Consider the following 26,940-nt stretch of genomic DNA (forward strand, 5'->3'; position numbering starts at 1 on the left):
TTACCCCAGCGCGCGTGAGATCTGGTCGATTTGAGCGGTGGCCAGACGGCCTCCATACGCCGATTGCAGAGTTTCGGCGGTGAACGCCTCGGCCACCGGCCCTTCGGCCACTTTACGCGTGTTGATCAGGAAGACGTGGTCGAAATAATCGGTGACGGTCGCCAGATCGTGATGCACGGCGACGACTGTCTTGCCGGCCTCTCTCAACGATTTCAGCACGGCGATGATCGCCTTTTCCGTGGCCGCGTCAACGCCTGCGAAAGGCTCATCCAGCAAATAGAGATCGGCATCCTGTGCCAAGGCACGAGCCAGAAAAACACGTTGCTGCTGCCCTCCCGACAACTGACCGATCTGGCGATCCGCAAAGTCACGCATGCCGACACGCTGCAGACAGTCCATCGCACGCGACATATGGCGTGCCCTGATCCGGCCCAACAGACCGAGTTGTCGCGACAAACCCATCAAGACCACGTCAATCACACGGGTCGGAAAATCCCAGTCGACACTGGCCCGCTGCGGGACATAGGCGATCCGTTCGCGCTGTTTTTCCAGCGGTTTGCCGAACACCGTGACCTGCCCCGACAACGGTGAGACAATACCCAAAGCCGCCTTTAGCAGTGTCGATTTCCCCGCGCCGTTCGGCCCGATAATCGCGGTCATAGCACCCGGCTGCACGGTCATGTCTACCGAAAACACCGCCGGTTTCTGACCGTATGAGACCGTCAGGCCACGAACAGCCAGAGGGCTTTGGTCAAGGCCGTGCTCTGATTTTGAAAAACCTTGTTCAGCCGCCAGCTCGAGCATCACTCAAAACCCCGCCGACAGCTTTCCGTTCATGCCGCGGTCAGGCACATCCGCGCCCAGCGCCCCTGCAATCACGGTAATGTTGTGATCCAGCATCCCGACATAGGTGCCTTCGTAGGTTCCCGGCTCGCCCATCGCGTCAGAGTATAGCTCGCCGCCAACGCCGACCTCATGACCCTTTGCAGCAGCACCTTCAATCAGGGCGCGCATCGACCGGTCAGAAACCGAGCTTTCGACAAATACCGCCGTAAGCTGTTGATCCACAAGTGTGTCGACCAGTTCACCAATCCGGTTCAGACCGGCCTCGGACTGGGTCGAGATCCCCTGAATACCCATCACCTCGTAACCGTATTCAGCACCGAAATAGCCGAACGCATCATGGGCCGTGACCAGAACGCGATTGTTTTCGGGGACAGAGGCAAGAGCCTCGGCAGCATAATTTTCAAGCTGGGAAATCTCGGCCAGATGTACCTGAGCATTGACGGCAAAGATGTCTTTGGCTTCGGGTCGCGCCTCGGTCAGCGCCGCCTGAACCTCGATCACTACGTCACGCCACAGGGCTGGGCTCATCCACAGGTGAGGGTCGAATTTGTCGGCATAGTCGTCATGCGCGCGCAGCTTGGACTTTTCAACGCCCTCTGCAACCGCCACGACAGGACGTTTGCGGCCAAGATCGTGAAAGAAATCCTCCATCTGCGCCTCAAGATACAGCCCGTGCCACAGGATCAGATCGGCCCGCGTCATGGCGACAATGTCACTGCGGGTCTGCCGATAGGCGTGCGGGTCCACACCGGGACCCATCAGACCCTTGACCTCAACGTGATCGCCGCCGATCTGACGTGCAGCATCAGCGATCATACCGGTTGTGGCGACCACTTTCAGCGGTGCTTCGGCCCAAGCCGTAAATGGCAGTGCAGCGGCAAACGCCAACGCTGCAAGAAAGGTGCGACGAATCATGTAAGACCCCGATTTGGTATCCCCTTGAGAATGAATATGCGAACCATTCGCAACTAAGTCAACGCTATTGCGAATTATTCGCAAGAAAACGCCCAAATTTGTCCATCTGGTCAAAAAAGTTGCCTGCGAGAGACCGGTTTGCCTTTCATTTAAGCGCAACCCGTGCGAATTTGGCCCGAAATTCCCAAAGGATGTGAAGATGGATACGCAGAGCTCAGACAGCCCAGTGCGCACCGCGCATCTGCCGCAAGTGACCGAACCCAGAAACCCCGGAATGGACCTTGATCTGGACTGGGTGCGCAGTGTTCAAGCCAACACCTCGGCTATTGAACGCCGCGCCGCCACTCTGCCCGGTCGACGGTCGGTCAAGAAAGACTACCAAGCCGCGTGGCTGCTGAAGGCGATCACGATGATTGACCTGACGACTCTGTCCGGCGATGACACTGTGGGGCGCGTGCGCCGTCTGTGCGCCAAGGCCCGGCAGCCGGTCGCACCCGCGCTGTTGCAGGCGATGGACATGCCGCCGATCACAACCGGGGCCGTCTGCGTCTATCACGATATGGTCGAAACCGCCGTAGATGCCCTAAAAGGCACCGGCATCCCGGTCGCCGCCGTCTCAACCGGGTTTCCGGCGGGACTGTCGCCATTTCACCTGCGCGTGGCCGAGATTGAGGAAAGCGTCAAAGCGGGGGCCGAGGAAATCGACATCGTTATTTCTCGCCGCCACGTCCTGTCGGGCGATTGGCAGGCTTTGTATGACGAGATGAAGGCGTTCCGAACCGCCTGCGGTGATGCCCACGTCAAGGCCATCCTCGCGACCGGAGAGCTGGGTAGCCTGCGCAACGTCGCGCGCGCCTCGGTCGTGTGCATGATGGCAGGGGCGGATTTCATCAAGACGTCGACCGGTAAAGAAAGCGTCAACGCCACTCTGCCCGTCACCCTCGTGATGATCCGAGCGATCCGCGATTACTATGACCGCACCGGCTATCGCGTCGGTTACAAACCTGCGGGCGGGATTTCCAAGGCGAAAGACGCTCTGGTCTACTTGTCGCTAATTAAGGATGAGCTGGGCGACCGCTGGCTGGAACCGGACCTGTTCCGCTTTGGCGCGTCATCGCTGTTGGGCGATATTGAACGACAGTTGGAACACTATGTCACCGGGGCGTACTCCGCTAGCTACCGCCACTCCATGGGCTGAGGAAAGAACAATGACAGTCAAAGAAATCTTCGAGACCATGGATTACGGCCCCGCCCCCGAAAGCGCCGCCGAGGCGTTGGCATGGCTGGTCGATCAGGGCGGGAAATTCGGCCACTACATTGACGGTGCCTTCACCAAGCCGGGCAAAGGCTTTGAAAGCCGCAACCCGGCGACCGGAGAGGTTCTGGCCAAGCTGACCCAAGCCAAGCAAGGTGACGTGGACGCCGCCGTTTCCGCCGCCCGCAAAGCCCAGCCAAAGTGGGAGAAACTGGGCGGTGCTGGCCGTGCACGATACCTCTATGCCATTGCGCGGCTGTTGCAGAAACATTCGCGCCTGTTCGCGGTGCTGGAAAGCCTCGACAATGGCAAGCCGATCCGGGAATCGCGCGACATCGACATCCCTCTGGTCCAGCGGCATTTCTACTATCACGCAGGCATGTCCCAGTTGATGGAGAGCGAGCTGCCCGACGCGCAGGCCTTGGGTGTGTGCGGTCAGATCATTCCGTGGAACTTCCCCCTGCTGATGCTGGCGTGGAAAGTGGCCCCCGCTTTGGCGATGGGGAACACGGTGGTTCTGAAACCGGCCGAATATACCTCGCTTACCGCGCTGCTATTTGCCGATATTTGTTCGCAAGCAGGGCTGCCCAAGGGCGTGGTCAATATCGTCACCGGCGACGGTGAGGTGGGCGAGATGATCGTCGCCTCGGATGTGGACAAGATCGCCTTTACCGGCTCGACCGTTGTGGGGCGGCGCATCCGCGAAGCCACGGCAGGCTCGGGCAAGGAGCTGACGTTAGAGCTGGGCGGCAAGTCCGCATACATCGTCTTTGACGACGCGGATATTGATTCAGCCATCGAAGGGCTGGTTGATGCGATCTGGTTCAATCAAGGTCAGGTCTGCTGTGCAGGCTCGCGTCTTCTGGTGCAGGAAGGCATTGCTGATCGCTTTCATGCCAAACTGCGCGCGCGGATGGACAACCTGCGCATTGGCGACCCGCTGGATAAATGTATCGACGTCGGCGCGGTCGTGGACCCGGTTCAGTTGCAGACCATCAAGGGAATGGTCGAAAGCAACACCGCAGGGGACCTCTACCAAACCAATAGCGCGCTGCCCGAGAATGGCTGCTACTACCCGCCGACGCTGATTTCGGGGCTGGAGACATCCGATCCGCTGATGCAGGAGGAAATCTTTGGCCCGGTTCTGGTGTCGTCCACCTTCCGCACCCCGACCGAGGCGGTCGAGCTGGCCAACAACACACGCTACGGGCTGGCCGCGACGGTCTGGACCGAGAATGTGAACCTCGCGCTGGACATCGCGCCAAAACTGGTTGCAGGCGTGGTCTGGGTGAATGCCACCAACCTGTTTGACGCCGCCGCCGGTTTTGGTGGCGTGCGCGAAAGCGGGTTCGGGCGCGAAGGCGGCTGGGAGGGTCTGACCGCCTATACCAAGCCCAAGGGCAAGACCAAGGCGCTGACGAAACTTGACGCCACCACCGGCGAGGGTGCGCCAGTCGATCCAATCGACCGCACCGCAAAAATGTATGTCGGCGGCAAGCAGGCGCGGCCCGACGGAGGTTATTCCAAGCCCATTTGGGGCAAATCCGGCCTATTGGGGCATGTGGGTCTGGCGAACCGCAAGGACGTACGCAACGCGGTCGAGGCTGCGGCGGGTGCAAAAGGCTGGTCCGAGACCACGGGCCACCTGCGGACGCAGATCCTGTATTATATTGGCGAAAACCTCTCGGCCCGAGCGGATGAGTTCGCCGCACGGATCGACGCCATGACCGGCGGCAAAACCGGCGCGTCAGAGGTCGAAGCCTCGATTCAGCGCCTGTTCACTGCAGCAGCATGGGCCGACAAGTATGACGGTCAGGTTCACGGTGTCCCGATCCGGGGCGTGGCCATTGCGATGAAGGAACCCGTGGGCGTGATCGGCGCGCTTTGCGCGGATGAGGCACCATTGCTGGGTCTGGTCTCGGCCATGGCACCGGCGATCGCGATGGGCAACCGGGTGGTTCTGGCCGCGTCCGAGCCTTACCCGCTGGCTGCAACGGATTTCTACCAGATCCTTGAAACCTCGGACGTGCCCGCAGGCGTGGTCAACATCCTGACCGGCAGCCATGTGGAACTGGCGAAACCGCTGGCATCGCATCTGAACGTGGATGCGGTCTGGTCGTTCTCATCCTCGGACCTGTCAAAAGAGATCGAGGTCGTCTCGGCCGGAAACCTCAAACGCACATGGGTCAACAACGCCAAGGCAACCGATTGGAGCGTGGACCATACGCGCCGGTTCCTTCAGGCTGCGACCGAGGTCAAGAACATCTGGGTGCCCTACGGAGAATAGGGCTCCCGCCTAAAGGCAGGCGTTGATCAGATCACCCGCACCCTGTCCATGGAATGGGGCGTCGATGTCCCCATTGGACGATGGGGCACCGTTCAGGACGTGGCCAATGCCTGCCTGTTTCTCAGCTCGGACATGGCCAGCTATATCAGTGGGACTGTTCTATCCTTGGATGGCGCACTTTATCAGCGCGGGTCGGGAAAGTTCGGGCAGATGCTGCGCGCTGCCGCAGGGAAAAAGGGCTAAGCAACGCTCAGCCCCGTTTGCATCAGTTCGTCGTTTCCAGACCTTCAGGCTTGCCGACAACGGTGAAATGCAGCCCTTCGGGGTCAAGCAATTCACTGGCCACGCGGTTCACGTCTTGCAGCGTGACCGCGTTTACCTTGTCGTTGCGGGTCGAGATGTAGTCAATCGGCAGGTCGTCCATCTGCATCCCGACCATGATGCTGGCAATCTGGCCGTTCCCGTCAAACCGCAGCGGATACGCCCCGGTCAGATAGGTCTTGGCATCATCCAGCTCTTTCTGCGTCACCCCTTCGGACGCCGCGCGTGCCCATTCGTTTCGGATCACGTCAACCGCCTCGGCGATGCGATCATTCGCGGACGACACCGACCCCAGATAGACCGAGGCCAGGTCCTTGGGCACGAGATAGGTCGCCACGCCATAGGTCAGCCCACGCTTTTCACGCACTTCCTGCATCAGGCGGCTTTCAAATCCACCGCCACCCAGAATGTGGTTCAGAACAAACGCGGCAAAGAAATCGGGATCGTCGCGATCAATTCCTGCATGCCCGAACAGGGCGACTGACTGCGGAGTGTCAAACTCAACGACGCTGACACCGCCGGGAATAGTAACCTCGGCACGGTCAGGAATTGGCTTTCCGGTCTCGGGCAGATCGGCCAGCAGTTTATCCAGCAGAAAACCAAGCTCCTCGGCCGTGATGTCCCCTACGGCACCTACATACAGTCGGTCCTTCGCAAACACGTTCGCAAAAGCGGTGGCAACGTCATCCCGCGTCAGAGCGGTCACACTGTCGATGGTGCCTTTCCCCTCGGACCCATAAGGATGATCCCCATAGGCCATGCGCGCAAAATTGCGCCCAGCGATGTCATTTGGGTCTGTCTGGTCCGAACGCAGACCCGATAGGACCTGCGCCCTGACACGATCGACGGCATCCTGATCGAACCGAGGTTCGTGGAGCGTGGTGTGCAGCAGATCAATCACGTCATCCCGGTTTTCGGTCAGAAACTGAGCTGAAACCGAAACCGTGTCGTCGCTTGCGTTATATCTGAACGAAGCCGCCAACGATTCCAATTCGCGCGCATAGGTGCGAGCGTCCATGTCCCCGGCCCCTTCTTCGATCAGGCCGCTCATCAGATATGTGGCCCCGCGCTTGTCGGGATCATCCAGAGACGTACCCCCCCGAAAGCGCAGTTCCAGCGCGGTGAAGGGGATCGAGTGATCTTCGACCAGCCAAGCCGTGATCCCGCCGGGTGACGTGACCTCCTGAATCTCAATCTCGGCCCATGCGGGCAATGCGATGACAAATGCGATCAGGGTTGCGAAAATCCGTTTCATTGCGTCACCTCGTCGTCACGCATCAGCCAACCGGTTACAGAAGCCTCGGGCTGGAACACTTCACGGGCCGCAGCGATGATCTCGTCACCAGTCACGGCCTGAAGGATATCGGGCCACGCCTGCACATCCTCGACCGTCAAACCGCTGGTCAGGGCACGGCCATACCGGTTGCCAATACCATCCACATTGTCTCGCGCATAAGTTTGCGAAGCGCGAAGCTGCATCTTGATCCGGTCCAGATCCTCTTGGTTCACACCTTCGGCAATAAAGTCAGCCACGGCCTGATCCATAGCATCTTCTGCTTCCTGCAAGGACACGCCCTGTGCGGGTACGATCAGCAGGTCAAAGGTTGTATCGTCCAGTGACACGCCGCGATAGAAAGCGGCTGTATAAACGGCTTTCTGCTGCTCGAATTGCAGCTTTTCGTTTAAATAGGCTGTGTTTCCACCGCCCAGCAATTCTGCCAGCAAGAACAGCGCGGCCGCTTTTTCCTGCGCGCCGGGGTCACGCTCGGGCGCGAGGTAGCTGCGCTGAACATAAGGCTGCGACACGCGCGGGTCTTTGTAGGTCAGGCGACGCTCAGCGGTTTGCGGTGGTTCCTGAGACCGAACCCGTTCGGGCAGGTCCGGGTTGGCGGGGATCACGCCATAATACTGATCCGCCAGTGCCTTGACCTCGTCAGGCTGCACATCACCAGTGACCACAAGGATCGCGTTGTTTGGCGCATAGTGGGTCTGGTAGAAGGACAGCGCGTCCTCCATGTCCAGCGTTTCCATCTCATGCCGCCAGCCGATGATCGGAACGCCGTAACGGTGGTTCAGGTACTGCGCGGCGTTCATCTGTTCGCCAAACAGGGCACGCGGGTTGTTTTCGGTGCGCTGGTTGCGTTCTTCAAGGATCACGTCACGCTCGGTGCGGATATCTTCGTCGGACAAGCGGATGTTGCGCATCCGGTCCGCTTCCATCTGCATCATCAATTCCAACCTGTCGGCTGCAACACGCTGAAAATAGGCGGTATAGTCATACGACGTGAACGCGTTGTCATTGCCGCCATTGGCAGCGACGGTTGTAGAAAACTCACCCGGAGCCAGCGTATCCGTACCCTTGAACAGCAAATGTTCCAGGAAATGGGCGACGCCGGACGAGCCTACGGGCTCGTCAGCTGACCCTGCGCGATACCAGACCATATGCTGCACGACCGGAGCGCGGTGATCTTCAACCACGACGACATCCATGCCGTTATCCAGCGTGAAGGTGGTGACCGCCTCAAGGCCATCTTCGGCAAAAACCGGTGTGGCGGCGATCAGGGCGGCCGACAATGCCAAGGCCCGAACCATAGGGCATCCTCCGTTTCGTTTTGTGATGTTCAAACTACGGTGGTGCGGCGCAGGTTCAAGGCCGATGACGAAAAGTTAAGGATTATTCATCGACCGGTGGCGAGGAAGGCGTTTCTATACCCGCACGCCGCGCAGCTTCGTTCTGAAGATCGGCATCAAGGGCTTCGCGACGATATATCTGCGAGTAACGGTCCACCTTGAACAGGCGCAACCGGGTCCAGCGACCCTGCTTCTTACGGAACGCGGCGTCTTCGGATTCAACGACCTGCCGTGTGTTCGATGGCACACCATAACGGCTTGAGGCGGTCACAAGCGCCGCATCAGTCGACGGGATAGGCGTGTTCGGGTTCAACGCCGCGGCACTACCGCCCAGCGCCACGACCGCGTCCGCGTTGGGCGTCGGGTCCGTCAGATTGCCACCCCCGGGTGTCGGGGCTGGCAGAAACTGGTAGTCCTTTGGCTGCGTCAGCGGCTTGACCGGCAAGACCGAGAATTCATCCGGCCCCGGGCCCGGCGCCTCAAGATGGCGCAAGCCGATATCGGAACATCCCGCCGTGGCAACGGCCAATGTCACTGCAATAATGGAACGCGGCAACCGCATCAAAGTCTCCAGCCTGTTTGAGGGGCTTTTATCGCATTTCCCCGGGCGCGTCACGAGTGCTTTTTGCCATCGAACAGCATCAAACCGATCGCTCCTGCAAAAATGAAGACATCTGCAAGGTTGAACACAAAGGGATTGTCGATACCGCAGCAGGACATGTTCAGAAAATCCAGAACATAGCCGTAGAGAACACGGTCAATGACATTTCCCAACGCGCCTCCAATCAGAAGCCCGCCGGACAGCAGCACTATTCGCGAAGGGGCAGAGCGTAGCAACCAGATCAGAACGGCGACGGAAATCACCAGTGAAATGCCGATCAGAGCCCACCGAGAAGCGTCGCTGTCCCCTTGGAACAACCCGAAATTGATGCCCCGATTCTCGCCGTACTTGAACACCAGCAGGGGCGGCAGAACATCGATACTGCCCTCGGCCACGCGCATGACATGCACGACCAGATACTTGCTGATCTGGTCGATCGCAATCGCGCCTAGCGCGGCCCAGAGCAGTAGACGATACCCCATCAGTGGCGGAAATGGCGCATGCCGGTGAAGACCATCGCAAGACCGGCCTCGTCCGCCGCTGCAATCACCTCGTCATCGCGCATCGAGCCGCCGGGCTGGATCACGCAGGTCGCGCCAGCTTCTGCCGCCTCCATCAACCCGTCGGGGAAGGGGAAGAACGCGTCCGACGCCACCGCCGAGCCGATGGTCAGCGGTTGGGCCAAGCCCAGCACGTCGGCCATGCGTTCAGCTTTCTTGGCCGCGATCAGGGCCGAGTCCACGCGGCTCATCTGGCCTGCGCCCACGCCTACGGTCGCGCCATCCTTGACGTAGACGATGGCGTTGGATTTGACGTGCTTGGCCACTTTCCACGCGAACAGAAGATCGCGCATCTGTTCCTCGGTCGGGGCCTTCTTGGTGACGACTTTCAGGTCGTCCATGCCAACAAAGCCGTTGTCCTTATCCTGCACCAGCAGGCCGCCGGCCACCTGACGCACGGTCTTGCCGCCTGCGGTCACATCCGGCAGCGCCTCGGTCGTCAGCAGGCGCAGGTTCTTCTTTGCGGCGAAGATCGCCTTGGCTTCGTCCGAAGCGCCGGGGGCAATCACGACCTCAGTGAAAATCCCGGTGATCTCTTGCGCGGTTTCCGCGTCCAGAGGCTGATTCAGCGCAACGATCCCGCCAAAAGCCGAGGTGCGGTCGCAATCGAAGGCAGACTTGTATGCCTCTAGCAGAGTTGCGCCCGTAGCAACGCCACACGGGTTGGCATGCTTGATGATGGCGCAGGCCGCCCCTTTCGCCGGGTCAAACTCAGCCACCAATTCAAACGCCGCATCGGTGTCATTGATGTTGTTATAGCTCAGTTCCTTGCCCTGATGCTGTACGGCAGTCGCCACGCCGGGGCGGTTTGTGCCGTCCGTATAAAACGCGGCCAGTTGGTGGCTGTTCTCGCCATAGCGCAGAGTTTGCTTCAACTCACCGGCGAAGGCACGGCGCTTAGGCGCCTCAAGCTGCAATGCATCGGCCATCCAATTCGACACGGCGGTATCATAGGCAGCGGTTCGGGCATACGCCTTTTGCGCCAGCCATTGACGGAAGCCCAGTGAGGTCTTGCCGTAGTTTTCCTCTAGCTGATCCAACAGCGACGTGTAGTCTTCGACATCGACCACAACATTCACAAAAGCATGGTTCTTGGACGCCGCGCGGATCATCGCCGGGCCGCCGATGTCAATGTTTTCGATGCACTCATCATAGCCCGCGCCCTTGGCGACAGTCGCCTCAAACGGATAGAGATTCACCACCAGCAGGTCGATCGCGCCAATGCCGTGTTCCTCCATCGCCGCGACATGGGTGTCATTGTCGCGCAGGGCCAGCAGCCCGCCATGCACCATCGGATGCAGGGTTTTCACCCGGCCGTCCATCATTTCGGGAAAACCGGTAACCTCGCTGACATCCTTGACCTCAAGCCCCGCATCCCGCAGCGCCTTGGCGGTTCCGCCGGTCGACAACAGCTCGACCCCGCGCTCGGCCAGCGCCTTTCCCAGGTCAATCAGCCCTGTCTTGTCGGAAACGGAAAGCAACGCGCGGCGCACGGGGTGAAGATCGGTCATGGGTCCAAAGGTCCTTTTGGCGTCAGTCGAATACGGGCTCGTCCCGGTGCACGTCGCGCACGGCATAGGCTGTATCCTGCGCCTTGCTAAACGTCCACTGGATGCGCGTCGCATACTCCATCGCGCGGCCAGATAGAACGATCTGTTTTGTCGCGCGTGGCTTCAGACGCCCTTTCTCAAGGTAAACGCTTGGTTCAACAGATAATTTAGAAACCCCGTCGTGGCGGAATACCCAAATTTCACCACTCTTGAGGGCCATCGACACCGCCGCACCACCCAGATCAATGGCCGCATCCACATCAGGATGCAGATGAAACCTAACGTCAAACTCGATTCCCTGGAGTTTCGAGGCATCCATCGCCTTGTTGAACTGACGCTTGGCCTTGTCGGTCGCGGTCAGCAGGATGTCTTCACCCGTCAATTCACGCCCGTCAAAGCGCAACTCGAACGTGCGCGCATGAGTCAGCCCGAAAACCTTGGCATAGCCATCGTGCCCTGCCATGAACCGTCTGCCTTCAAAAGCGTCCTCGAACTCGACCGGCACGTCCTGCGGCGCGTCAACCAGAGCCTCTTTTTCGGTCCCCGCGACCGGGTCCGTCAAGCGAGCGCTGGAATAGCCGTCCAGACACAAAGTCGAATGAGACGGCGTAGCGCGCCCGGCCCGACGCCATTCAAGCCCGAAACTCTCACCCGCTCCGCAATTTACGATCAGCGGCCGCCGACCGGACGTCATTTCAAACGCCAATGTCGACGCATGTGCGTTGTAGGACGCAGTCCCTTTCGGAGGCGGGCTGGCATCGACGATCACGCTGGTCCGTGCCGCGTACAGCCTGGCGAACCCCATCGTCAGCCCGTCCGCATGTTGGGGCCGAACCCCGCTTTGGGCCAATGCTTGATCCAGTCTCCCCTCCAACCCGCGACCGCCCCCATGAAACCGCGCCAACGCGCCGTCCGAATGTCGTAGATTTCGCAAGGTGGGCGCGATCCGTTTGATCGCGTCGGCCTGTGCTGCTGGCGTGCCCCGGCCCAACTCACTGAGCGCAGCCGATGTCCAGGCAAGCAACGTAAACACTTCCAGCAATTCTTCGGGGTTTCGCGTCGATATACCGCCCTTTTGGTCAATCTGCTTTTCGCATTCTCGCGCAAGGGCGCGAAGGGCCGGATCAGCCATCTGCTCTAGGCCCTGCAGCGCCAGCCCCGCCTGCACCAGCCCCGCCAATGCCTCGAACCGAGGCAGCCCGGGTGTCGCGGCCCGCCACCGTTTGGACAGGAACCACGATTGCTGTGCCAGAGACCGAAAGAATGCTCGGGTCTGCTTTTCGTCCATTCCGCGCAGCAGAAACGCCGAATGGTTGATCCAACGTAAAACGCGTCGACCTGTCAGGTCCGGTGCCCAGCCCGGCCCCTGACCGCGACCATGCGCGTCAATCCAGCCCCAAATCCAGCGTTGCGCCTTTTCGCGCGCCCGCATATCCCCGACGGCGGCCAGATCATCCAACCATGCAAACCCGTGGCGTTCGCTATCGAAACCGGCACTTGGTGCGGTCACGTCCCACAAGCCGGTATCCTGCGCCTCGACCAGAAATCCGGCGAACAGCAGGTTACCCGCCACAAGCTGCCGACCGCGTGCGAACGAGCCTACTGTGCGCGGCTCGGGCTCTCTCACAAACCCGGCGACGGCTTTACGCCGCTGACTAAACCGCGCGTAAATACGGTTCTGAAACCGCGTCCATCGATTGGCCATGGTATCTGAGTTCGACATGCCGCTCGTTACTCTGCCTCTTGCGCTCTGCTGGCGCCTGAGACCCAACGATAGACCGCCCCGCCCGTCAAGTCACCGAAAAGCGTCGACCTATGCCGATTTGTTCAGACAGGCGATATAGAACCCATCCATTCCACCGCGATCCGCCCAGTAATCGGGACGCAGACGCAGGCCGCCTTCCTCAGTGATCCAGTCATTTTCGACCCCAGCCACCATGACGGCCTCGCGATCGACCTGCATGTCGGGATATTGGGGCAACGCCTCCTCGATCTGAACCTCACCCTCGTCGGGCAACAGGGAACAGGTGCAATAGACCAGCCGCCCGCCCGGTTTCAGCAGGGTCCAGGCGTGTGCCAACATCTGGGCCTGAAGCTCAATCAGCCCGCCGAATTCCGATCCGTCCTTGGCAAAGGGCAAATCAGGGTGCCGACGAATGGTGCCGGTAGCGGAACATGGCGCATCCAAGAGAATGGCATCGTACTGGCCCTGATGCTCCAACGCATCCCCGGCGATGACTGTGGCCTTCAGCCCGGTGCGCACAAGGTTTTCCCGCACACGCTCGAGCCGCGACTCCGAGATGTCCAGCGCCGTGACTTCGGCCCCTTCTGCGGCCAACTGCAAAGTCTTGCCGCCCGGTGCGGCACACAGGTCCAGTATTTTCTCGCCCGGTTTGGGTGCCAGCACGCGAACCGGCAGCGCCGCAGCCGCGTCTTGCACCCACCAGTCGCCGCGATCATATCCCGGCAGCGCCGAGACCTGACCCGCATCACGCACCCGACGCGATCCGGTCGGCAAAGCCTCACCCGGACCAGCGACATTAGGTTTGGCGGATATATCCAGCGGAGCGCCGTCGAAATGTGCCTTTTCCATACCAGCTACCGCCTCGGCACCCCAAGCCATGACAAGCGGATCGCGCAACCATTCGGGCAGGCGCGGCACACGCATCTTTGGCCAGGCGTCCGGCCCTTCGGCTGCGACTTTGCGCAGAACTGCGTTCACCAACCCCTTGAGGCGGCCGTGCTTGCGCGAGCGGCCCACAATTTCGACCATGGAATTGACGACACCATGCGCCGCCTCACCGTGGCACAGCTCAACCGCGCCAAGACGCAGGGCGTTGTGGACCGTCAGCGCAGGTGTCCGGTTCAGGTGATTGTCCAGCAGACGGTCGGCCCGCTCTAATCCGCGCAGGGTTTCCAGCGTCAGGCGCTGCGCCCGCGCGCGATCTTCTGGGCCCAATCTGTCCAGTGCGCCGGCGGCCAGACACTCGGGCAGAAGCCGTCCTTCTCCTAGGATCTGATCCAGCAGATAGATCGCGCTGCGTCGCGCTGCCGTTGCGTTGTCGGACATGGAATCGCCTTTCGATACGCCGCGCTTGCATTGCCAAGCGGGGACGGGGGCGTATATCAAGCCCAAGCACGGAAAGGAACCCGATGTCATGAGCGACGACAGCAAAGACCTGCCCCCTGCCGCCCAGCGCGCTTTGGCCGAAGCCGAAGAACGCCGCCGCAAGGCCGAGGCCAAGGGAAAAGAGATGCCAAAGGAGCTGGGCGGGCGCGATGGCCCCGATCCGGCGCGTTATGGCGATTGGGAAAAGAAAGGCATCGCGATCGACTTTTGATTGCCTAGCCGCGCAGCGCTTCCAGAAAATCCCATATGAGGGCGCGTTGCTTTTTTGACTTTAACCGATCCTCTGGCCAGGTCAGCCAATACCCGTCTCTGGTTTCAAGCTCCGGCAAGTCCAACCGGCATAGCTGACCGTTCTGCAGGTTGCCCCGGGCCAATGGGACAGAGCCCAGAACAACCCCCATTCCCTGCCGCGCAGCGACAATGGCGTGGCCCATTGAATCAAAGCTCACCGGCATTGGCGGCAGGTCTTCCACTCCGGCTTTTCGCGCCCAATCCCGCCATCCCGGTCTTTCACCGCGCTGATCGACAAGAGGGGCACCCCATTCAACACCGGGCGCAGCCATGGGAACCAGCACTTCTTGCGCGATCAACGCCGCTTCGCGCCCCGGCCAAGCCCCTTTGCCGTACCGGATCTGCAACCAGGTCTTTTCTTCATTCAGTGATGACCTGCGGGCCATTGAATCCGTCAACACCCGGACCTTGGGGCGCATTTCCAGAAAACCTGGAATACGCGGCAATACCAAGGCGTAAATATGCGAGGATAACCCCGCCACGCGCAATTCGCGCGGCGATTTTCCGAAAAGATCCTCGGTATTACGCTCTAACGCCTGAAGGCTTTCCTGAACCAAGGGCAGATAGCTTTCCCCCTCAACCGTCAGCGACACACCGCGCGCCTCACGTACGAACAAGGTCCGGCCCAACCACGCCTCAAGGTTCCCGATGCGCTGACTGACGGCCGCCTGCGTCAACCCGAACTCGCGCGCTGCGGCTGAGAACCCTCCCAGTCGTCCGGCTGCCTCGAACACGCGCAGCCAGTCCAAAGGCGGCAATCCGATCTTTTTCTTAGACATAAGATTTTCCAACCCTCAGTAGAAATAAGGATTAATTGTGGTAATGCCATAACAGGCGTATCTGCTCAACCAGAGACCGCGCCGAACAGGAGAGACCCCATGCTGCGCTCCGTCACCCATGAACCTTCCGTCGTGACCGTTGAATTTACCGACGGGACCAGATCGCGTTTTCATGCCATCTGGCTGCGCGACAATGCCCTTGATCCAGAAACGCGCGCGACTGGCAATGGCCAGCGCCTGATCACCATAGGCGACATACCGGCCGAGACCTCGGTCAGCGCAGCCGAAATTGCAAACGGCGATCTTCGGGTCACGTTCCAGCCCGAGGATAAAACCGTCTCTTTTCCGGCCAACTGGCTTGCCACCCACAGCTATGACCGGGACCGGAAAGGCACTTTCGGGCGCATTTCCCCAGACCTGACGACTTGGGAGCGCGGCATGGCAGCGCCCAGCGCAGACTGGACCGAGGTGCACACCGACCCCGCGATCAAGCGCGACTGGCTGGCCTCTGTCGCCGAATACGGGTTTGCCAAACTGACCGCAGGCCCGACCGAGCCTGAGTCGCTGCTCAAGGTGGCGGAACTGTTTGGATATGTGCGTGAAACCAACTACGGCCCATATTTCGAGGTTCGGACCGAAGTGAACCCGACAAACCTGGCCTTTACCGGCCTCGGGCTTCAGGCGCATACCGACAACCCCTATCGCGATCCTGTGCCGACACTTCAAATTCTCTACTGCCTCGAAAACAGCGCCGAAGGCGGGGATTCGATCGTGGTGGACGGGTTCCGGGCCGCAGAACGGCTAAACAGGGAAAATCCCGAAGGGTTTGCATTGCTGGCGGGCTACCCGGCTCGGTTTGAATACGTAGGTTCCGACGGGGTTTGCCTGCGCTCACGCCGACCCATGATCGAGCTGTCACCGGACGGAGAGCTGATCGGCATCCGTTTCAACAACCGCTCGACCGCGCCTCTGGTCGATGTCCCGTTCGACAAGATGGAAGCGTATTACACCGCCTACCGCCAACTGGGTGCGATCATCGACGATCCTGCGATGGGCGTGTCGTTCAAGCTGGAACCCGGCGAGAGCTTTATCGTCGACAATACCCGCGTCCTTCATGCGCGGCTGGGATATTCTGGGGCGGGGTCGCGTTGGTTGCAGGGCTGCTACGCGGACAAGGACGGCCTGCTGTCGACCTTGGCGGCAATGGACATGGGACAACAGGAGGCAGCGGAATGAAACCGGATTTCTCAACCCTGAACCGCGATAACATCGTCGCGTTCATCGGCGATATCTTCACGCGTCGGGGCGGCGAAGAGTATTTGGGCGAGCCCGTCACGATGGCCGAGCATATGCTTCAGGGCGCAACGATTGCCGAACAGAACGGCATGGCCGAAGAAATCATCGTCGGGGCGTTGCTGCATGACATCGGTCATTTCACGTCCGAGTTCGGCACCTATCATCCTGACGACACCGAAGACCGCCACCACGAGGATGCAGGCGCAAAGGTGCTAGAGCAGTTCTTTCCCTCGGTCATCACCGATTGCTGCCGTTACCACGTTGCCGCCAAGCGGTATCTATGCGCCACAAAGCCGGACTATTTCAGCCGTCTGTCCGACGCCTCCGTTCACACTCTGGAATTGCAGGGCGGACCGATGAGCGCCGAGGAAGTCGCCGAATTTGAAGCCAATCCAAACCTGAAAGAGATCGTTCAGGTCCGGTATCTAGACGAGGCCGGCAAGCGGCCAGACATGGAAACACCCGATTTTTCCCATTTTGCGCCGATGGTGCAGCGCATGGTCGACAAGCATATGGAGGTCGCATGAACGCCCCGGAATACATTTTTGAAGCCAGCTCCAAGCCCTCGCTACCCTGGCACGAAGTCCCTCTGATCCGTGCCACCGATGAGTCGGTCAAGGGCTATGGCTGTCTGGTCGATGATCCCGAGGGGTTCGAGATCGAAATCACCCGCTGGCCGCAACAGGGCTGGCGTCCCATCGACGAAGGAACGGGTGACGAAGGCGGCTGGGTCGAAGGCACATTCAGCGGCGAGTGGAAGGGCGATGTGCTTTACGGCAAGAACGAAGCGGTGGGCGGTCACTATGTTCTCGGCTGGTCGACGGACCCGCAGCAGGCACAGGCGGACAGCCAGACTGCTCCGCGTGATCAGGTGTTGCTGTGGCATATGAACTACCACCCGGACGGGGGGCAGATGTTCTGGCCGCTGGACAACAAGCCCTTTATCGTTCCCGCGGCCCTACCCGGCGACAACCTGACGCCAGACAAGGTTGTGGCGTTCTGGTGCGACGGTTCGCGCGGGCTTTATATCCATCCCGGCATCTGGCACGAAGGGATTTTCCCCGTGGAAGACAACCAGCGGTTCCTTGACAGACAGGGCGCAGTTCATGCGCGGGTCAGCGCGGATATCGGAAAGGAATTCGGGGTTTACCTCGCCTGCCCACTTCGTGCGGACAAGATCAAGTCGCTTTAGGGTTCGACCACAGAACAGCCTGTCGACCGAATTCAGTCGAAGTTCAGCTCGGTTATCGCCGTGTCCTCGTAGTGGGTACCTGGGTAGATATCCGTGATCTCGAACAAGATCCACGAAACAGGCCCGTATTTGGCCAGCGCCGAAGTGCTCTGCCAGTCGGGAGTGTCATCCAGCGTGAAGAATGTCTGACGACCATCAGAGAATGTCAGCCGCAGTTTCCGCACCCGGCTATTGCGTGAAAATGACTTTTGCGACTTGGCGTAGCCGTTGCGCAGGCTCCAGGTGTCTACTTGGGTCGGCTCGTCGAAGACCAACACAAAGGCTTCGCCGACGCCTTGGCCCGACGCGCCTTCGACCCAGGCGGTTTGATGATCTCCGTCCGTTGCGGATGAAGGGCCATATCTGTTGCTGCCCTGAGCTGCCAGAACCGAACTGAAACACAGGTCTGCCCAGCTCCCGAGAACCGCGACACCGGTACAACTTCCCATGGCCCGGCGGGGCGGTGGCGGCGCTGCTGGCTCGGGGGGCTGAACAGCCGGGGTCGTGTCGGCCGGTGCCTGCCCCTTGCGCCGCATCCATCCGCGTTCGACCGCCGCAAGACGCTGGTGTTGTGGCGGGTGGGTGGACGACCCTTCTGGCGGCAACGTCGCCCAGAGAGACTGCGCCTCTATCAGGGTCGCGCCCAGCGCGGCCAGCACGAAGCCGGCATACTCGTCCGCCTCAAGTTCAGTCGGAGGACGCGAGCCGCCTTCCGTGATGGTATGGCCCTGTAGGTGATGACCAACCTCATGCGCTATGACACCATAAAGCTGCCAGTACGCATTCGGGTCAGCCTCGTATTGCGCCAGCCAATCGGGATTGAAGGCAAGAAACCGTTCTTCGCCCAGGATAACCGCAGCGGCGTTGCCTACCTCGTAGGTTTCCACAACCTGGAAATTCGGCAACAGCCCCGACACGGACAGGATCTCATCCACTACGCCCCAGACCTGCTGCACCGAGAAAGCGCTGGCATCGCTGTAGCGCGGTTTTTGCAGCGAAATTTCCTTGCACCCTTCCACCGTGCAAGCCACCTGCGGCTGAGCAGTTTCATCCGCCCGGGCGCCACCTGCGATCACCGCAAGCACAAACGCCATTGCGACAGTTCTGACCAAATCACTCTACCTCTCTACATAGCAACTCGGGTTTGGCCGAGTATCGGAAGAAGGTAAAGCCAAATTGATAAAATCCTTTGGTTGTGTGGAGTTAAAGCCCCAGTACATCCACCATGTCATACTGACCCGGAGCCTTCCCCTGCCCCCAAAGCGCCGCCTTGAGCGCGCCTCGGGCAAAGATGGCGCGGTCGGTGGCGAGGTGGCGCAGGACGATGCGCTCGCCGGGGGCGGCGAACAGGACGTCATGTTCGCCGACAATGTCGCCACCGCGAATGGCGTGGAACCCGATATCCCCACGCTTGCGCGCACCGGTGATCCCATCGCGGGCGCGGTCAGATACGTCGGCCAGATTGACACCACGCCCTTCGGCGGCGGCCTCACCCAGCATCAAAGCCGTGCCCGAGGGGGCGTCGACCTTGTGGTGGTGATGGCCTTCGATCACCTCGATATCGAAATCTTCGTCCAGCGCGGCGGCGACCTTTTTGGTCAGTTGCACCAGCAGGTTCACCCCGAGGCTCATGTTGCCCGCCCGAACAATCACAGCGTGGCGTGCGGCAGGCTCCAGCGCGGCGATCTGTTCGTCCGTCATCCCCGTGGTGCCGATCACATGGACGCAACGTGCCTGCGCCGCCAGCGCAGCAAATTCCAGCGTCGCTTCGGGCGCGGTAAAGTCGATGACGGCCTGCGCCTGTGCAAATGCCTCAAGCGGATCATCTGTCACAGTCACGCCCAGCGCCTGCCCGCCCATGGCCGTACCGACGTCCTGACCGATCCAGTCATGGCCCTTACGCTCGACCACGCCGACCAGACGCGCCTGATCGCTGTCCGTCACGGTCTTGATCAGCATCTGACCCATTCGGCCCGAAGCCCCTGTGATGACGATCCCCGGAATATGGGTCATGGCGTTCTTTCCCTGTTTCTGTCGGCTCAAAGCCTCCTACCCGGTTCGGGGCCGCTTGGCAAAGGCCGGATTTGGGCTTAGATCGAAGACATGGCAAAGAACAAATTCCACGATGGCCCCGGCCCGTCCCAACGACAGCTACGCGTCGGCGAACTGATCCGCCGCACTCTGTCCGAGGTTCTGGCGCGCGGAGATGTCCACGACCCTGACCTGAACCGCATGTCAATCACCGTGGGTGAGGTGCGCACCTCGCCCGATCTGAAGATCGCAACTGCCTATGTGCTGCCCTTGGGCGGCAAGGGGCAGGATGATGTGATCGAGCTGCTGGCCCGCAACAAGGGTGAGCTGCGGCGCGTGATCGGCAAGAAGCTGAATCTGAAATTCTCGCCCGATCTGCGGTTCCGTCTGGATGACACGTTCGACCGTCTGGACGACACCCGCCGCATGTTTGAACAGGACGCGGTGCGCCGCGATCTGGACGAGTGATCCGCACGCTGGCCACGATTTGCGCGGTTTTCTGGGCCTCGCAAGCCTCGGCCGTGACCTGTGAAAAGGTGACCCACGGGCAAAAGCGGTACACCATCTGCGAAGTGGATGCCGCCAACGAAGACCTGCGTTTGTTCCTCAAGGATGAAAGCGGCTCTGTTCTGGGTCATTTTTCCTCGGTGAACGATGCGCTGGCCAGTGAGGGCAAGCGACTGGCCTTTGCGATGAACGCCGGGATGTATCACGACGACCGCTCACCCGTGGGCCACTACGTTGAGAATGGTCAGGAACAGATGCGCGTCATCGCCAATCCCGGCCCCGGCAATTTTGGCCTGCTGCCCAACGGCGTGTTCTGCATCCGCGAGGGCCGCGCAGATGTGTTCGAGACGTTGGATTTCGTTGATCAATCCCCTGACTGCGCGTTCGCGACCCAATCCGGCCCCATGCTGGTGATCGACGGAGAGTTGCATCCACGGTTTCTGCCCGACTCGACCTCTCGCTATGTACGCAATGGTGTGGGCACCAGTTCCGATGGCACGCGGGCTGTGTTTGCGATCTCGGACGACTATGTCACCTTTCACGAATTCGGCAGCCTGTTCCGGGATGTGTTGGAAACTCCGAACGCGCTGTTCTTGGACGGTAATATTTCGCGGATGTACGAAAGGGCCAGCAATCGGTCGGACGTTGGCTTTTCGCTTGGGCCGATCGTGGGCGTGGTCGAGGATGCACCCTGAAATTGACAGGGCTTTTATGATCCGCTAACTCGCGCGCCTTAGCAAGATTCAGGGTGCGATATGGGACGCAAACGCAAGGGCCGCGACATTTCCGGTTGGCTGGTGGTGGACAAGCCTGCTGGCATGACCTCGACCGCAGTGGTCAACAAGGTGCGTTGGGCAATGGACGCCAAGAAAGCGGGTCACGCAGGCACGCTGGACCCCGAGGCAACCGGCGTTCTGGCCGTGGCCTTGGGCGAGGCAACCAAGACGGTTCCCTATATCACCGACGCGTTGAAAGCCTACACGTTCACCGTGCGTCTGGGTCAGGCCACCAATACCGACGATGCCGAGGGCGAGGTGATTGCACAAAGCGATGCACGCCCTTCGGACGACGATATCAAACAGGCGCTGGCCCCGTTTCTAGGCGATATCATGCAGGTGCCGCCGAAGTTTTCCGCCGTGAAGATCGACGGCCAGCGTGCCTACAAGCTGGCCCGCGATGGCGAGGATGTGGAACTGTCCGCCCGCCCCCTGTGGGTTGAGGAACTGATCCTTGTCGATCGCCCCGACGATGATCATGTCGTGCTGGAAATGACCTGCGGCAAAGGCGGATATGTCCGCTCCATTGCCCGCGATCTGGGCGCGGCTCTGGGATGCCAGGGCCACGTCAAAGAGTTGCGCCGCATCTGGTCCGGCCCGTTCGAGGTGGAAGATGGCCTAAGTATCGAACAGATCGACGAGATGGCGAAGACCACTGCTTTGGACGACTACCTGCACCCGCTGGAAACCGGCCTCGCCGACCTGCCTGAATTGAAATGCACTCCCGAGGGTGCCACCCGTCTGCGCAACGGCAATCCGGGCATGGTTCTGGCCTCGGACGTGGAATACGGAGACGAGGCATGGGCATCTTTGGATGGCAAAGCCGTGGCGGTTGGCGTCTATAAATCCGGCGAACTGCATCCCAGCCGGGTGTTCGTCGCCTAGGCGCCGTGTTAGGCCGTGGGCATGATCACCCGAACGCATACCAAGGGCGATGCGCCCTCGACCGCCATCTATTCGGATTGCGAAAACTACCGCTATAGCCTGACCCGCGTCTGGGATGAGGGCGGACGCAAGGCGCTGTTCGTTATGCTGAACCCGTCCACCGCGACCGAGGTGCAGAACGACCCAACCGTCGAACGCTGCGAACGCCGCGCGCGCGCGTTGGGGTTCGGGGCGTTTCAGGTCACCAACATCTTTGCTTGGCGCGACACCGACCCGCGCAAGATGCGCGCCGCCGCCGATCCTGTAGGGCCGGAAAATGACGCAGCCATTCTGGACGGTGTGCAATGGGCCGATCAGGTCATCGCAGCATGGGGAACCCACGGCGCACATCTAGACCGTGGACCGGCGGTTGAAACCTTGCTGCGCGGCACCGGGCAACCTCTGTTTCATTTGGGGCTGACCAAGGACGGCCACCCCAAACACCCTCTGTATATCGCATATACCCAGCAGCCCGAACCATGGTGATCAAAGGTTAACCACAAGCTCAAATCAGCTTTGACCAACCAACTGGCAACATGAGACAAATCACCCTCGATGCAGCGCGCTTGCGGAGGGATGTCATGTTTCTGTTCGGATTGCTGGGCCTTGCCGCAGTCGGCGGCGCCGCCTTCGCGATAAGCGATGTTTTTGAGGCCGACGACGACCTTGAGGACGAGGAAATCGTCGAGGATGAGGCTGAGGACGTTTCAGAAGGCAACCTGCTGGATGTTGGCGAAAACATAGACACCCCCACAGAACCGTCGACCGGGACAGTGATATCTGAATTCCAGGATGATCTGATCATTGCAGGCTCAGAGGGTCAGGATCTTTTGACGGGGCAGGACGGCAACGACCAGATCAACGGGTACGGCGGCAACGACAGTGTAATCGGCGGGGAAGGCAACGACACTCTGCATGGTGGGGCCGGTGAAGACCACGTTCTTGGCGAAGGCGGCAATGATGTCCTGCACGGCGAAGGCGGGGCAGATCAGATTGCCGGGGGCGCGGGGGATGACGCGCTGTTTGGGCATTTCGGCGACGACATTCTGGACGGTGGCACGGGTAATGACGAGCTATATGGCGGGCAGGACGACGACACTCTGACCGGTGGCGAAGGCGATGATGCTCTGCATGGCGGCTATGGGGACGATCATCTGGACGGTGGCAAAGGGCAGGATGTCCTGTTCGGCGGAGATGGCAACGACGTCCTGATGGGTTCGGACGGTAGTGTGGATTTCCTGAACGGCGGCACCGGGGATGATACGATTTTGGCCGATAGCAACGACATCGTGACAGGTGGTGAAGGCGAAGACGAAGTCGTCGTCCAAGCGTCTCAGGACGGCACGGCTGCGACCGTGATGGATTTTCAACCCGGTCAGGACAAACTTCTGGTTTCATGGGAAGGCGAAGAAAATCCGGTTGTTCAGGTCGAGCCTGATGCCGAGGATGAAAACCTGACAAATGTGATGATCAACGGCCAAAACGTCGCTCAGTTGCTTGGGGCCGAAGGTTTGACCCCGGATGATATTCAGTTGATCGGCGCATTCGACCTGACGCAGCTAAGTGCGCTGGGCTGATCCAACAGAATCCTTTTGCCATTCGCCGCAAATACGCTTATACGCGCGCATCCGTACCGGAATCGGTGCGGTTTTCTCCATGGGCCTGTGCTGGACGACATCCCGGCCTGCGCCATCAACTCTAACCTTTTACAAGGAGACCCCGATGTCGATTACTGCCGCTGATAAAGCACGCGTCATGAAAGAATTCGCAACCAAGGACGGCGACACCGGTTCGCCTGAAGTTCAGGTTGCAATCCTGACCTCGCGCATCAACACCCTGACCGAGCACTTCAAGACCCACAAAAAAGACAACCACGGTCGTCGCGGTCTGCTGAAAATGGTCGCCCAGCGTCGTAAGCTGCTGGACTACCTGAAGGGCAAAGAAGAAGCGCGCTATCAGGACCTGATCAAAAAGCTGGGCATCCGCCGCTAATCGCCACTTTGCGCGATTATCCGGGCCAGACCCCAGATTTACGATTTGTACGCCCACCCTTGCGGTGGGCGTTTTCATTTTTTAGCGCGTCGTGATTGCCCCCTGATCCGGCAGCGTGTTTTTCAGCATCAAATCTCACGAATTTTTTCGCAGGCGACCACAATTCCTTTGCCGGCATTTGCGACGGCCCTATGATTCCAGTTAGTCCGAAAAACGGGCCGCCATGTAAAATGTGAATTGTTTGAGGAGAGTTTGAATGAGGAAATTTGCCCTCTTGTCCCTGATACCATTGGTGCAGGTGGCTCCTGACTTGGCGTATGCGGACAATTCTGCGGCTGCAAGCGCTTTTCAGGGCGCATATGCGGGATTGGAACTAGGGGCAGCAACAGCCGACGGAATGACTGATTTCCCAGTTTTGTCGGGCGGCACGAGGAACACTTCATTCGACCCTGACACAGGCCGCAGTTTCGGGGTGGCGCTGGGATATAATATGCAGCGCGGCGACATGATCTACGGTGCGGAAGTCAGGTACTCGAACCTGTCGCACGTTGTGGAAAAGGGCAACCCGGAAACACGCGAAGTCATGGACTTTGCGGACTTGCGCGGTAGGGTCGGCTACGTGAACGGTGATTTCATGTTTTACGGCGCCCTTGGCTGGTCGTGGTCCAGGCTGCGGGTCCACCCAAGCGCTCAATTTGACCGGGACAGCCAAACCACGCTGGACGGGTTCAACATCGGTCTGGGCATGGAATACAACATCAATGACCGGTGGTCCTTGGGCGCAGATTATACCTATAGGGACGTAAGCGGCGAGTTTGACGACGCGCCCAATGACTCGGATTTCGACCTCAGCACGCTCACCGCCAGAGTCGCCTATCGGTTCTGAGCGAACACCCACGTGGCAGGCCAGATGTTGTCTGGCCTGCCACGTCACCCGACGACACGAATTCGGCGCAGTCCAAACGGATCATTCGGTTTCCCTGCGCCATGATGGAAGTCCAATGCCCATATTTCCGAACATCAAAGTGATATTTGTACACATCCCGAAATCGGGCGGCTCAACGGTGACGACAGTATTGAAGCGTGATCGCTTCTTGGGGCGGCGGGTGAACCCAAGAGATCCGCGCGATACCGACATCGACTATATCTCGCAGTATTTCGATTTGCTTGGGAATGAAGCCAACGACTATTACAAGTTCAGCTTTGTGCGGAACCCTTGGGATCGCTTCGTGTCTGGCTATCACTACGTCTGTCAGCGACGGCCGGAAATCACAGAGGTCAGCTCTCACGGATCATTTGCCGAGTTTGTTCACGCCTTTTCGCAAGAACCGGACAAGTTTCTCAAAATCCGCTATTTTCAACCACAACATATCTACCTGACCGACAGTTCAGGAAAGATGCCCATTGATTTCGTGGGCCGCTTTGAACGGTTTGACGAGGACCTCAAGGTCGCCTTGAAGCAGATCGGTATGCGAAGGGCGCTTGTTCGCCACCGAAAACAATCAAAACGCACTGACTACCGCGACTACTACGACCAAGAGACTCAGGACATCGTTGGGCGCGTTTATGCGAAAGATGTGGACCTGCTCAGCTACAAGTTTGATGACGGTCGCCGCCGCGAGAAATCAGGGCTGTTTGGGATGCTGAAATAGCCCAGCGACCCCAGTTGCTCTCGCGCTTCTATCAGCGACCGCAACAGCCGAAATCATCTGCTGCGTAAATGGTACCCGTCACTCGACAAACGGAAGGCTGGTGTATGCACCGACTTCGTTATTTCCCGATCGTTCGTTGAACGCCTCGATCATGTCGTTGGTGGCTTTTGCGGCATCCAAATCAATACTCTCAAGGTCGAACTCGGAGAACGGGAACTCAGCCGCAGAATCTGGCGGCTGTTTGACCATCTGAACTGGCGCGGGAAAGGATTCTTCGTTGGGGATGCCCTGGCGGGTGCGGATGCTATCTTTGGTGACGTTCCACGTCATGAAATCGGTCGCCAGATCAAGCGGGCCGTCATAGGTTTCCCGAATGGCCGAGTAGACCGCCAACGCAATGTCGTGGTCGTTCTGAAAATGGTAACAGACAGCCAGTCTTGGCTCTGTATCTGACATGATTTTGCCAAATGCCTGCGCAGCGGTGTGACCTTGCGATCCGACAAAAATCGCCTCGGAGGGCGCAAAACCGTATTTTTCGATCATGAATTCAGGAGGCGTGAAGCACTCGTGAATCGCGAGGTCCGCACCGGCCGCGTGTTCTCTCCACCACCGGGTCGGCAGCGTGTCGGAAGAAAAGGCAAATGTCAGATCGTTCCATTCCAGAAGAAAGCTGACAGCCTGTTCGCCGTGAATAGCGGGAAGGGTTCTGACCTGAACGCCATTTTCGTCATAGACGACGTTGTTCACAGCCTTCCAGTCGAACTCATTCACCTCAAGCTGCAGGCCGCGCGGATCAACGGCTGCGCCTCTGGTTGCTTCTTCCCATGCCCACATCTTCATCATGTGATCGGCCCAAGCCTTTGTACCCCATTCAGGCTTAATGCCTTCCGGACCCCAAAGGCGCACAGGTGTGAGGCGGTTATTCACCGGGCCGGTGAAGTAGAACGCGGGGAAATCGCCTGCGTGGTCAAGATGCAGGTGACCCAGGAACACCTTGTCGAGTTGATCCAGAGGAATTCCAAGCGCCATGATCCGTTCAAAGGACCCTTCCCCCATGTCGAAGATGAATTTGTCGCCGTTCCCCAGCTCGACCAGGAAACAGGCCGCAGCCTGTTTCAGGCGCGGCTGTGGCATGCCCGTTCCGCAGGCAACGACCCGCATTTCGTCCGGACCCAGCGTTTCAGTGCCGGGATAGTAAACGGTTTGGTTGGGGTAAGGTTCGGTGCGCGACCATGCCTTGGGTTCAGAAGATTGTGCCATTGCTGTTCCTGTCGCGGTGACAGCAAACGCCGCGCCAAATAGCGCTGCTCTGATCAGTCCTGTGTTCAAACGCATCCAAAATCCCCCCACGCAACCAAACGTAAT

General features: G+C 59.6%; 28 protein-coding genes. 15 read left to right on the plus strand and 13 right to left on the minus strand.

Translation table 11 applies throughout. The features are described from left to right. Positions 1-804, minus strand: coding sequence for a metal ABC transporter ATP-binding protein (locus ACR0B7_RS08695; RefSeq protein ID WP_170483715.1), 804 nt, complete (start codon positions 802-804; stop codon positions 1-3). A gap of 3 nt (positions 805-807) precedes the next feature. Next, entirely contained in the window at positions 808-1,761 is a 954-nt protein-coding gene (locus tag ACR0B7_RS08700; RefSeq protein WP_170483656.1) for a metal ABC transporter solute-binding protein, Zn/Mn family, read from the minus strand. A 199-nt stretch (positions 1,762-1,960) separates the two neighbouring features. Between ACR0B7_RS08700 and deoC the strand changes: the two genes are divergently transcribed. Genes deoC through ACR0B7_RS08715 form a run of 3 tightly spaced genes read left to right on the plus strand, consistent with a single transcriptional unit; the run spans position 1,961 to position 5,546 of the window. Beyond that, on the plus strand, positions 1,961-2,959 hold the full coding sequence (deoC, locus tag ACR0B7_RS08705; protein WP_170569782.1) for a deoxyribose-phosphate aldolase: 999 nt from the start codon (positions 1,961-1,963) through the stop codon (positions 2,957-2,959). A gap of 10 nt (positions 2,960-2,969) precedes the next feature. Beyond that, positions 2,970-5,303 (plus strand): aldehyde dehydrogenase family protein, encoded by a 2,334-nt coding sequence (locus tag ACR0B7_RS08710; protein WP_170576754.1) that lies wholly within the window; start codon positions 2,970-2,972, stop codon positions 5,301-5,303. Positions 5,304-5,351: 48 nt separating this feature from the next. Continuing rightward, positions 5,352-5,546, plus strand: a complete 195-nt coding sequence (locus tag ACR0B7_RS08715) for an SDR family oxidoreductase (protein ID WP_480681291.1) — start codon at positions 5,352-5,354, stop codon at positions 5,544-5,546. A 22-nt stretch (positions 5,547-5,568) separates the two neighbouring features. Here ACR0B7_RS08715 and ACR0B7_RS08720 read toward each other — a convergent pair whose 3' ends face one another. The 7 genes from ACR0B7_RS08720 to ACR0B7_RS08750 form a co-directional block, all read right to left on the minus strand. Then, positions 5,569-6,879: a M16 family metallopeptidase gene (locus ACR0B7_RS08720; protein WP_170576753.1), complete on the minus strand. Its 1,311-nt coding sequence runs from the start codon at positions 6,877-6,879 to the stop codon at positions 5,569-5,571. Next, entirely contained in the window at positions 6,876-8,216 is a 1,341-nt protein-coding gene (locus ACR0B7_RS08725) for a M16 family metallopeptidase (protein WP_170483648.1), read from the minus strand. Before ACR0B7_RS08725 ends, ACR0B7_RS08720 begins: the two co-directional genes overlap by 4 nt. Positions 8,217-8,298: 82 nt before the next feature. Then, positions 8,299-8,817: a DUF3035 domain-containing protein gene (locus ACR0B7_RS08730; protein ID WP_170387650.1), complete on the minus strand. Its 519-nt coding sequence runs from the start codon at positions 8,815-8,817 to the stop codon at positions 8,299-8,301. Between the two features lie 50 nt (positions 8,818-8,867). Further along, complete coding sequence (lspA, locus tag ACR0B7_RS08735) at positions 8,868-9,338, minus strand: signal peptidase II (RefSeq protein ID WP_170483646.1); 471 nt, start codon at positions 9,336-9,338, stop codon at positions 8,868-8,870. Beyond that, a complete protein-coding gene (purH, locus tag ACR0B7_RS08740) occupies positions 9,338-10,927 on the minus strand; it encodes a bifunctional phosphoribosylaminoimidazolecarboxamide formyltransferase/IMP cyclohydrolase (RefSeq protein ID WP_170569788.1) in 1,590 nt (529 codons plus the stop codon). Before purH ends, lspA begins: the two co-directional genes overlap by 1 nt. A 22-nt stretch (positions 10,928-10,949) precedes the next feature. Then, positions 10,950-12,689: a heparinase II/III domain-containing protein gene (locus tag ACR0B7_RS08745; RefSeq protein ID WP_170576752.1), complete on the minus strand. Its 1,740-nt coding sequence runs from the start codon at positions 12,687-12,689 to the stop codon at positions 10,950-10,952. Positions 12,690-12,779: 90 nt separating this feature from the next. Continuing rightward, positions 12,780-14,036 carry a transcription antitermination factor NusB gene (locus tag ACR0B7_RS08750; RefSeq protein ID WP_170483640.1) on the minus strand — a complete coding sequence of 419 codons (1,257 nt, stop codon included), beginning with the start codon at positions 14,034-14,036 and terminating at the stop codon, positions 12,780-12,782. A gap of 88 nt (positions 14,037-14,124) precedes the next feature. Here ACR0B7_RS08750 and ACR0B7_RS08755 point away from each other — a divergent pair, with 88 nt between their 5' ends. After that, positions 14,125-14,307, plus strand: coding sequence for a DUF1674 domain-containing protein (locus ACR0B7_RS08755; RefSeq protein ID WP_170483638.1), 183 nt, complete (start codon positions 14,125-14,127; stop codon positions 14,305-14,307). Positions 14,308-14,311: 4 nt separating this feature from the next. Here ACR0B7_RS08755 and ACR0B7_RS08760 read toward each other — a convergent pair whose 3' ends face one another. Continuing rightward, entirely contained in the window at positions 14,312-15,166 is an 855-nt protein-coding gene (locus tag ACR0B7_RS08760) for a LysR family transcriptional regulator (protein WP_170483635.1), read from the minus strand. 99 nt (positions 15,167-15,265) lie between these two features. On the opposite strand from ACR0B7_RS08760, the gene tmpA reads away from it, so the two are divergent. The 3 genes from tmpA to ACR0B7_RS08775 are packed head-to-tail and all read left to right on the plus strand — an operon-like array spanning position 15,266 to position 17,654. Continuing rightward, a complete protein-coding gene (gene tmpA, locus ACR0B7_RS08765; protein WP_170569791.1) occupies positions 15,266-16,402 on the plus strand; it encodes a 2-trimethylaminoethylphosphonate dioxygenase in 1,137 nt (378 codons plus the stop codon). Then, positions 16,399-16,989, plus strand: a complete 591-nt coding sequence (gene tmpB / locus ACR0B7_RS08770) for a (R)-1-hydroxy-2-trimethylaminoethylphosphonate oxygenase (protein ID WP_170483631.1) — start codon at positions 16,399-16,401, stop codon at positions 16,987-16,989. Before tmpA ends, tmpB begins: the two co-directional genes overlap by 4 nt. Continuing rightward, positions 16,986-17,654, plus strand: a complete 669-nt coding sequence (locus ACR0B7_RS08775) for an ureidoglycolate lyase (RefSeq protein ID WP_170387667.1) — start codon at positions 16,986-16,988, stop codon at positions 17,652-17,654. Before tmpB ends, ACR0B7_RS08775 begins: the two co-directional genes overlap by 4 nt. A gap of 32 nt (positions 17,655-17,686) precedes the next feature. Here ACR0B7_RS08775 and ACR0B7_RS08780 read toward each other — a convergent pair whose 3' ends face one another. Both ACR0B7_RS08780 and dapB read right to left on the minus strand, forming a co-directional pair. Then, positions 17,687-18,787, minus strand: a complete 1,101-nt coding sequence (locus ACR0B7_RS08780) for an NADase-type glycan-binding domain-containing protein (protein WP_170483629.1) — start codon at positions 18,785-18,787, stop codon at positions 17,687-17,689. A 109-nt stretch (positions 18,788-18,896) separates the two neighbouring features. Continuing rightward, complete coding sequence (dapB, locus tag ACR0B7_RS08785) at positions 18,897-19,706, minus strand: 4-hydroxy-tetrahydrodipicolinate reductase (protein ID WP_170387671.1); 810 nt, start codon at positions 19,704-19,706, stop codon at positions 18,897-18,899. A 90-nt stretch (positions 19,707-19,796) separates the two neighbouring features. Here dapB and rbfA point away from each other — a divergent pair, with 90 nt between their 5' ends. The 8 genes from rbfA (at position 19,797) to ACR0B7_RS08825 (ending at position 25,575) form a co-directional block, all read left to right on the plus strand. Continuing rightward, complete coding sequence (gene rbfA / locus ACR0B7_RS08790; protein ID WP_170387673.1) at positions 19,797-20,192, plus strand: 30S ribosome-binding factor RbfA; 396 nt, start codon at positions 19,797-19,799, stop codon at positions 20,190-20,192. Continuing rightward, complete coding sequence (locus ACR0B7_RS08795) at positions 20,189-20,926, plus strand: phosphodiester glycosidase family protein (protein WP_170483627.1); 738 nt, start codon at positions 20,189-20,191, stop codon at positions 20,924-20,926. Before rbfA ends, ACR0B7_RS08795 begins: the two co-directional genes overlap by 4 nt. 60 nt (positions 20,927-20,986) lie before the next feature. Beyond that, positions 20,987-21,892 carry a tRNA pseudouridine(55) synthase TruB gene (gene truB, locus ACR0B7_RS08800; protein WP_170576751.1) on the plus strand — a complete coding sequence of 302 codons (906 nt, stop codon included), beginning with the start codon at positions 20,987-20,989 and terminating at the stop codon, positions 21,890-21,892. A gap of 21 nt (positions 21,893-21,913) precedes the next feature. After that, the gene (locus ACR0B7_RS08805) at positions 21,914-22,417 is read left to right on the plus strand and encodes a DUF1643 domain-containing protein (protein ID WP_170387679.1); all 504 of its coding nucleotides are present in this window, start codon (positions 21,914-21,916) and stop codon (positions 22,415-22,417) included. A 95-nt stretch (positions 22,418-22,512) separates the two neighbouring features. Then, positions 22,513-23,508, plus strand: a complete 996-nt coding sequence (locus ACR0B7_RS08810; protein ID WP_170483622.1) for a calcium-binding protein — start codon at positions 22,513-22,515, stop codon at positions 23,506-23,508. 145 nt (positions 23,509-23,653) lie between these two features. Beyond that, positions 23,654-23,923 (plus strand): 30S ribosomal protein S15, encoded by a 270-nt coding sequence (gene rpsO / locus ACR0B7_RS08815; protein ID WP_050605082.1) that lies wholly within the window; start codon positions 23,654-23,656, stop codon positions 23,921-23,923. 256 nt (positions 23,924-24,179) lie between these two features. After that, complete coding sequence (locus tag ACR0B7_RS08820) at positions 24,180-24,809, plus strand: porin family protein (protein ID WP_170569800.1); 630 nt, start codon at positions 24,180-24,182, stop codon at positions 24,807-24,809. A gap of 115 nt (positions 24,810-24,924) precedes the next feature. Then, the gene (locus ACR0B7_RS08825; RefSeq protein WP_170483618.1) at positions 24,925-25,575 is read left to right on the plus strand and encodes a sulfotransferase family 2 domain-containing protein; all 651 of its coding nucleotides are present in this window, start codon (positions 24,925-24,927) and stop codon (positions 25,573-25,575) included. 78 nt (positions 25,576-25,653) lie between these two features. Here ACR0B7_RS08825 and gntH read toward each other — a convergent pair whose 3' ends face one another. Then, the gene (gntH, locus tag ACR0B7_RS08830) at positions 25,654-26,910 is read right to left on the minus strand and encodes a guanitoxin biosynthesis MBL fold metallo-hydrolase GntH (RefSeq protein WP_170483616.1); all 1,257 of its coding nucleotides are present in this window, start codon (positions 26,908-26,910) and stop codon (positions 25,654-25,656) included. Positions 26,911-26,940 lie beyond the last annotated feature (30 nt).

The organism is Ruegeria sp. BB6 (assembly GCF_056539385.1).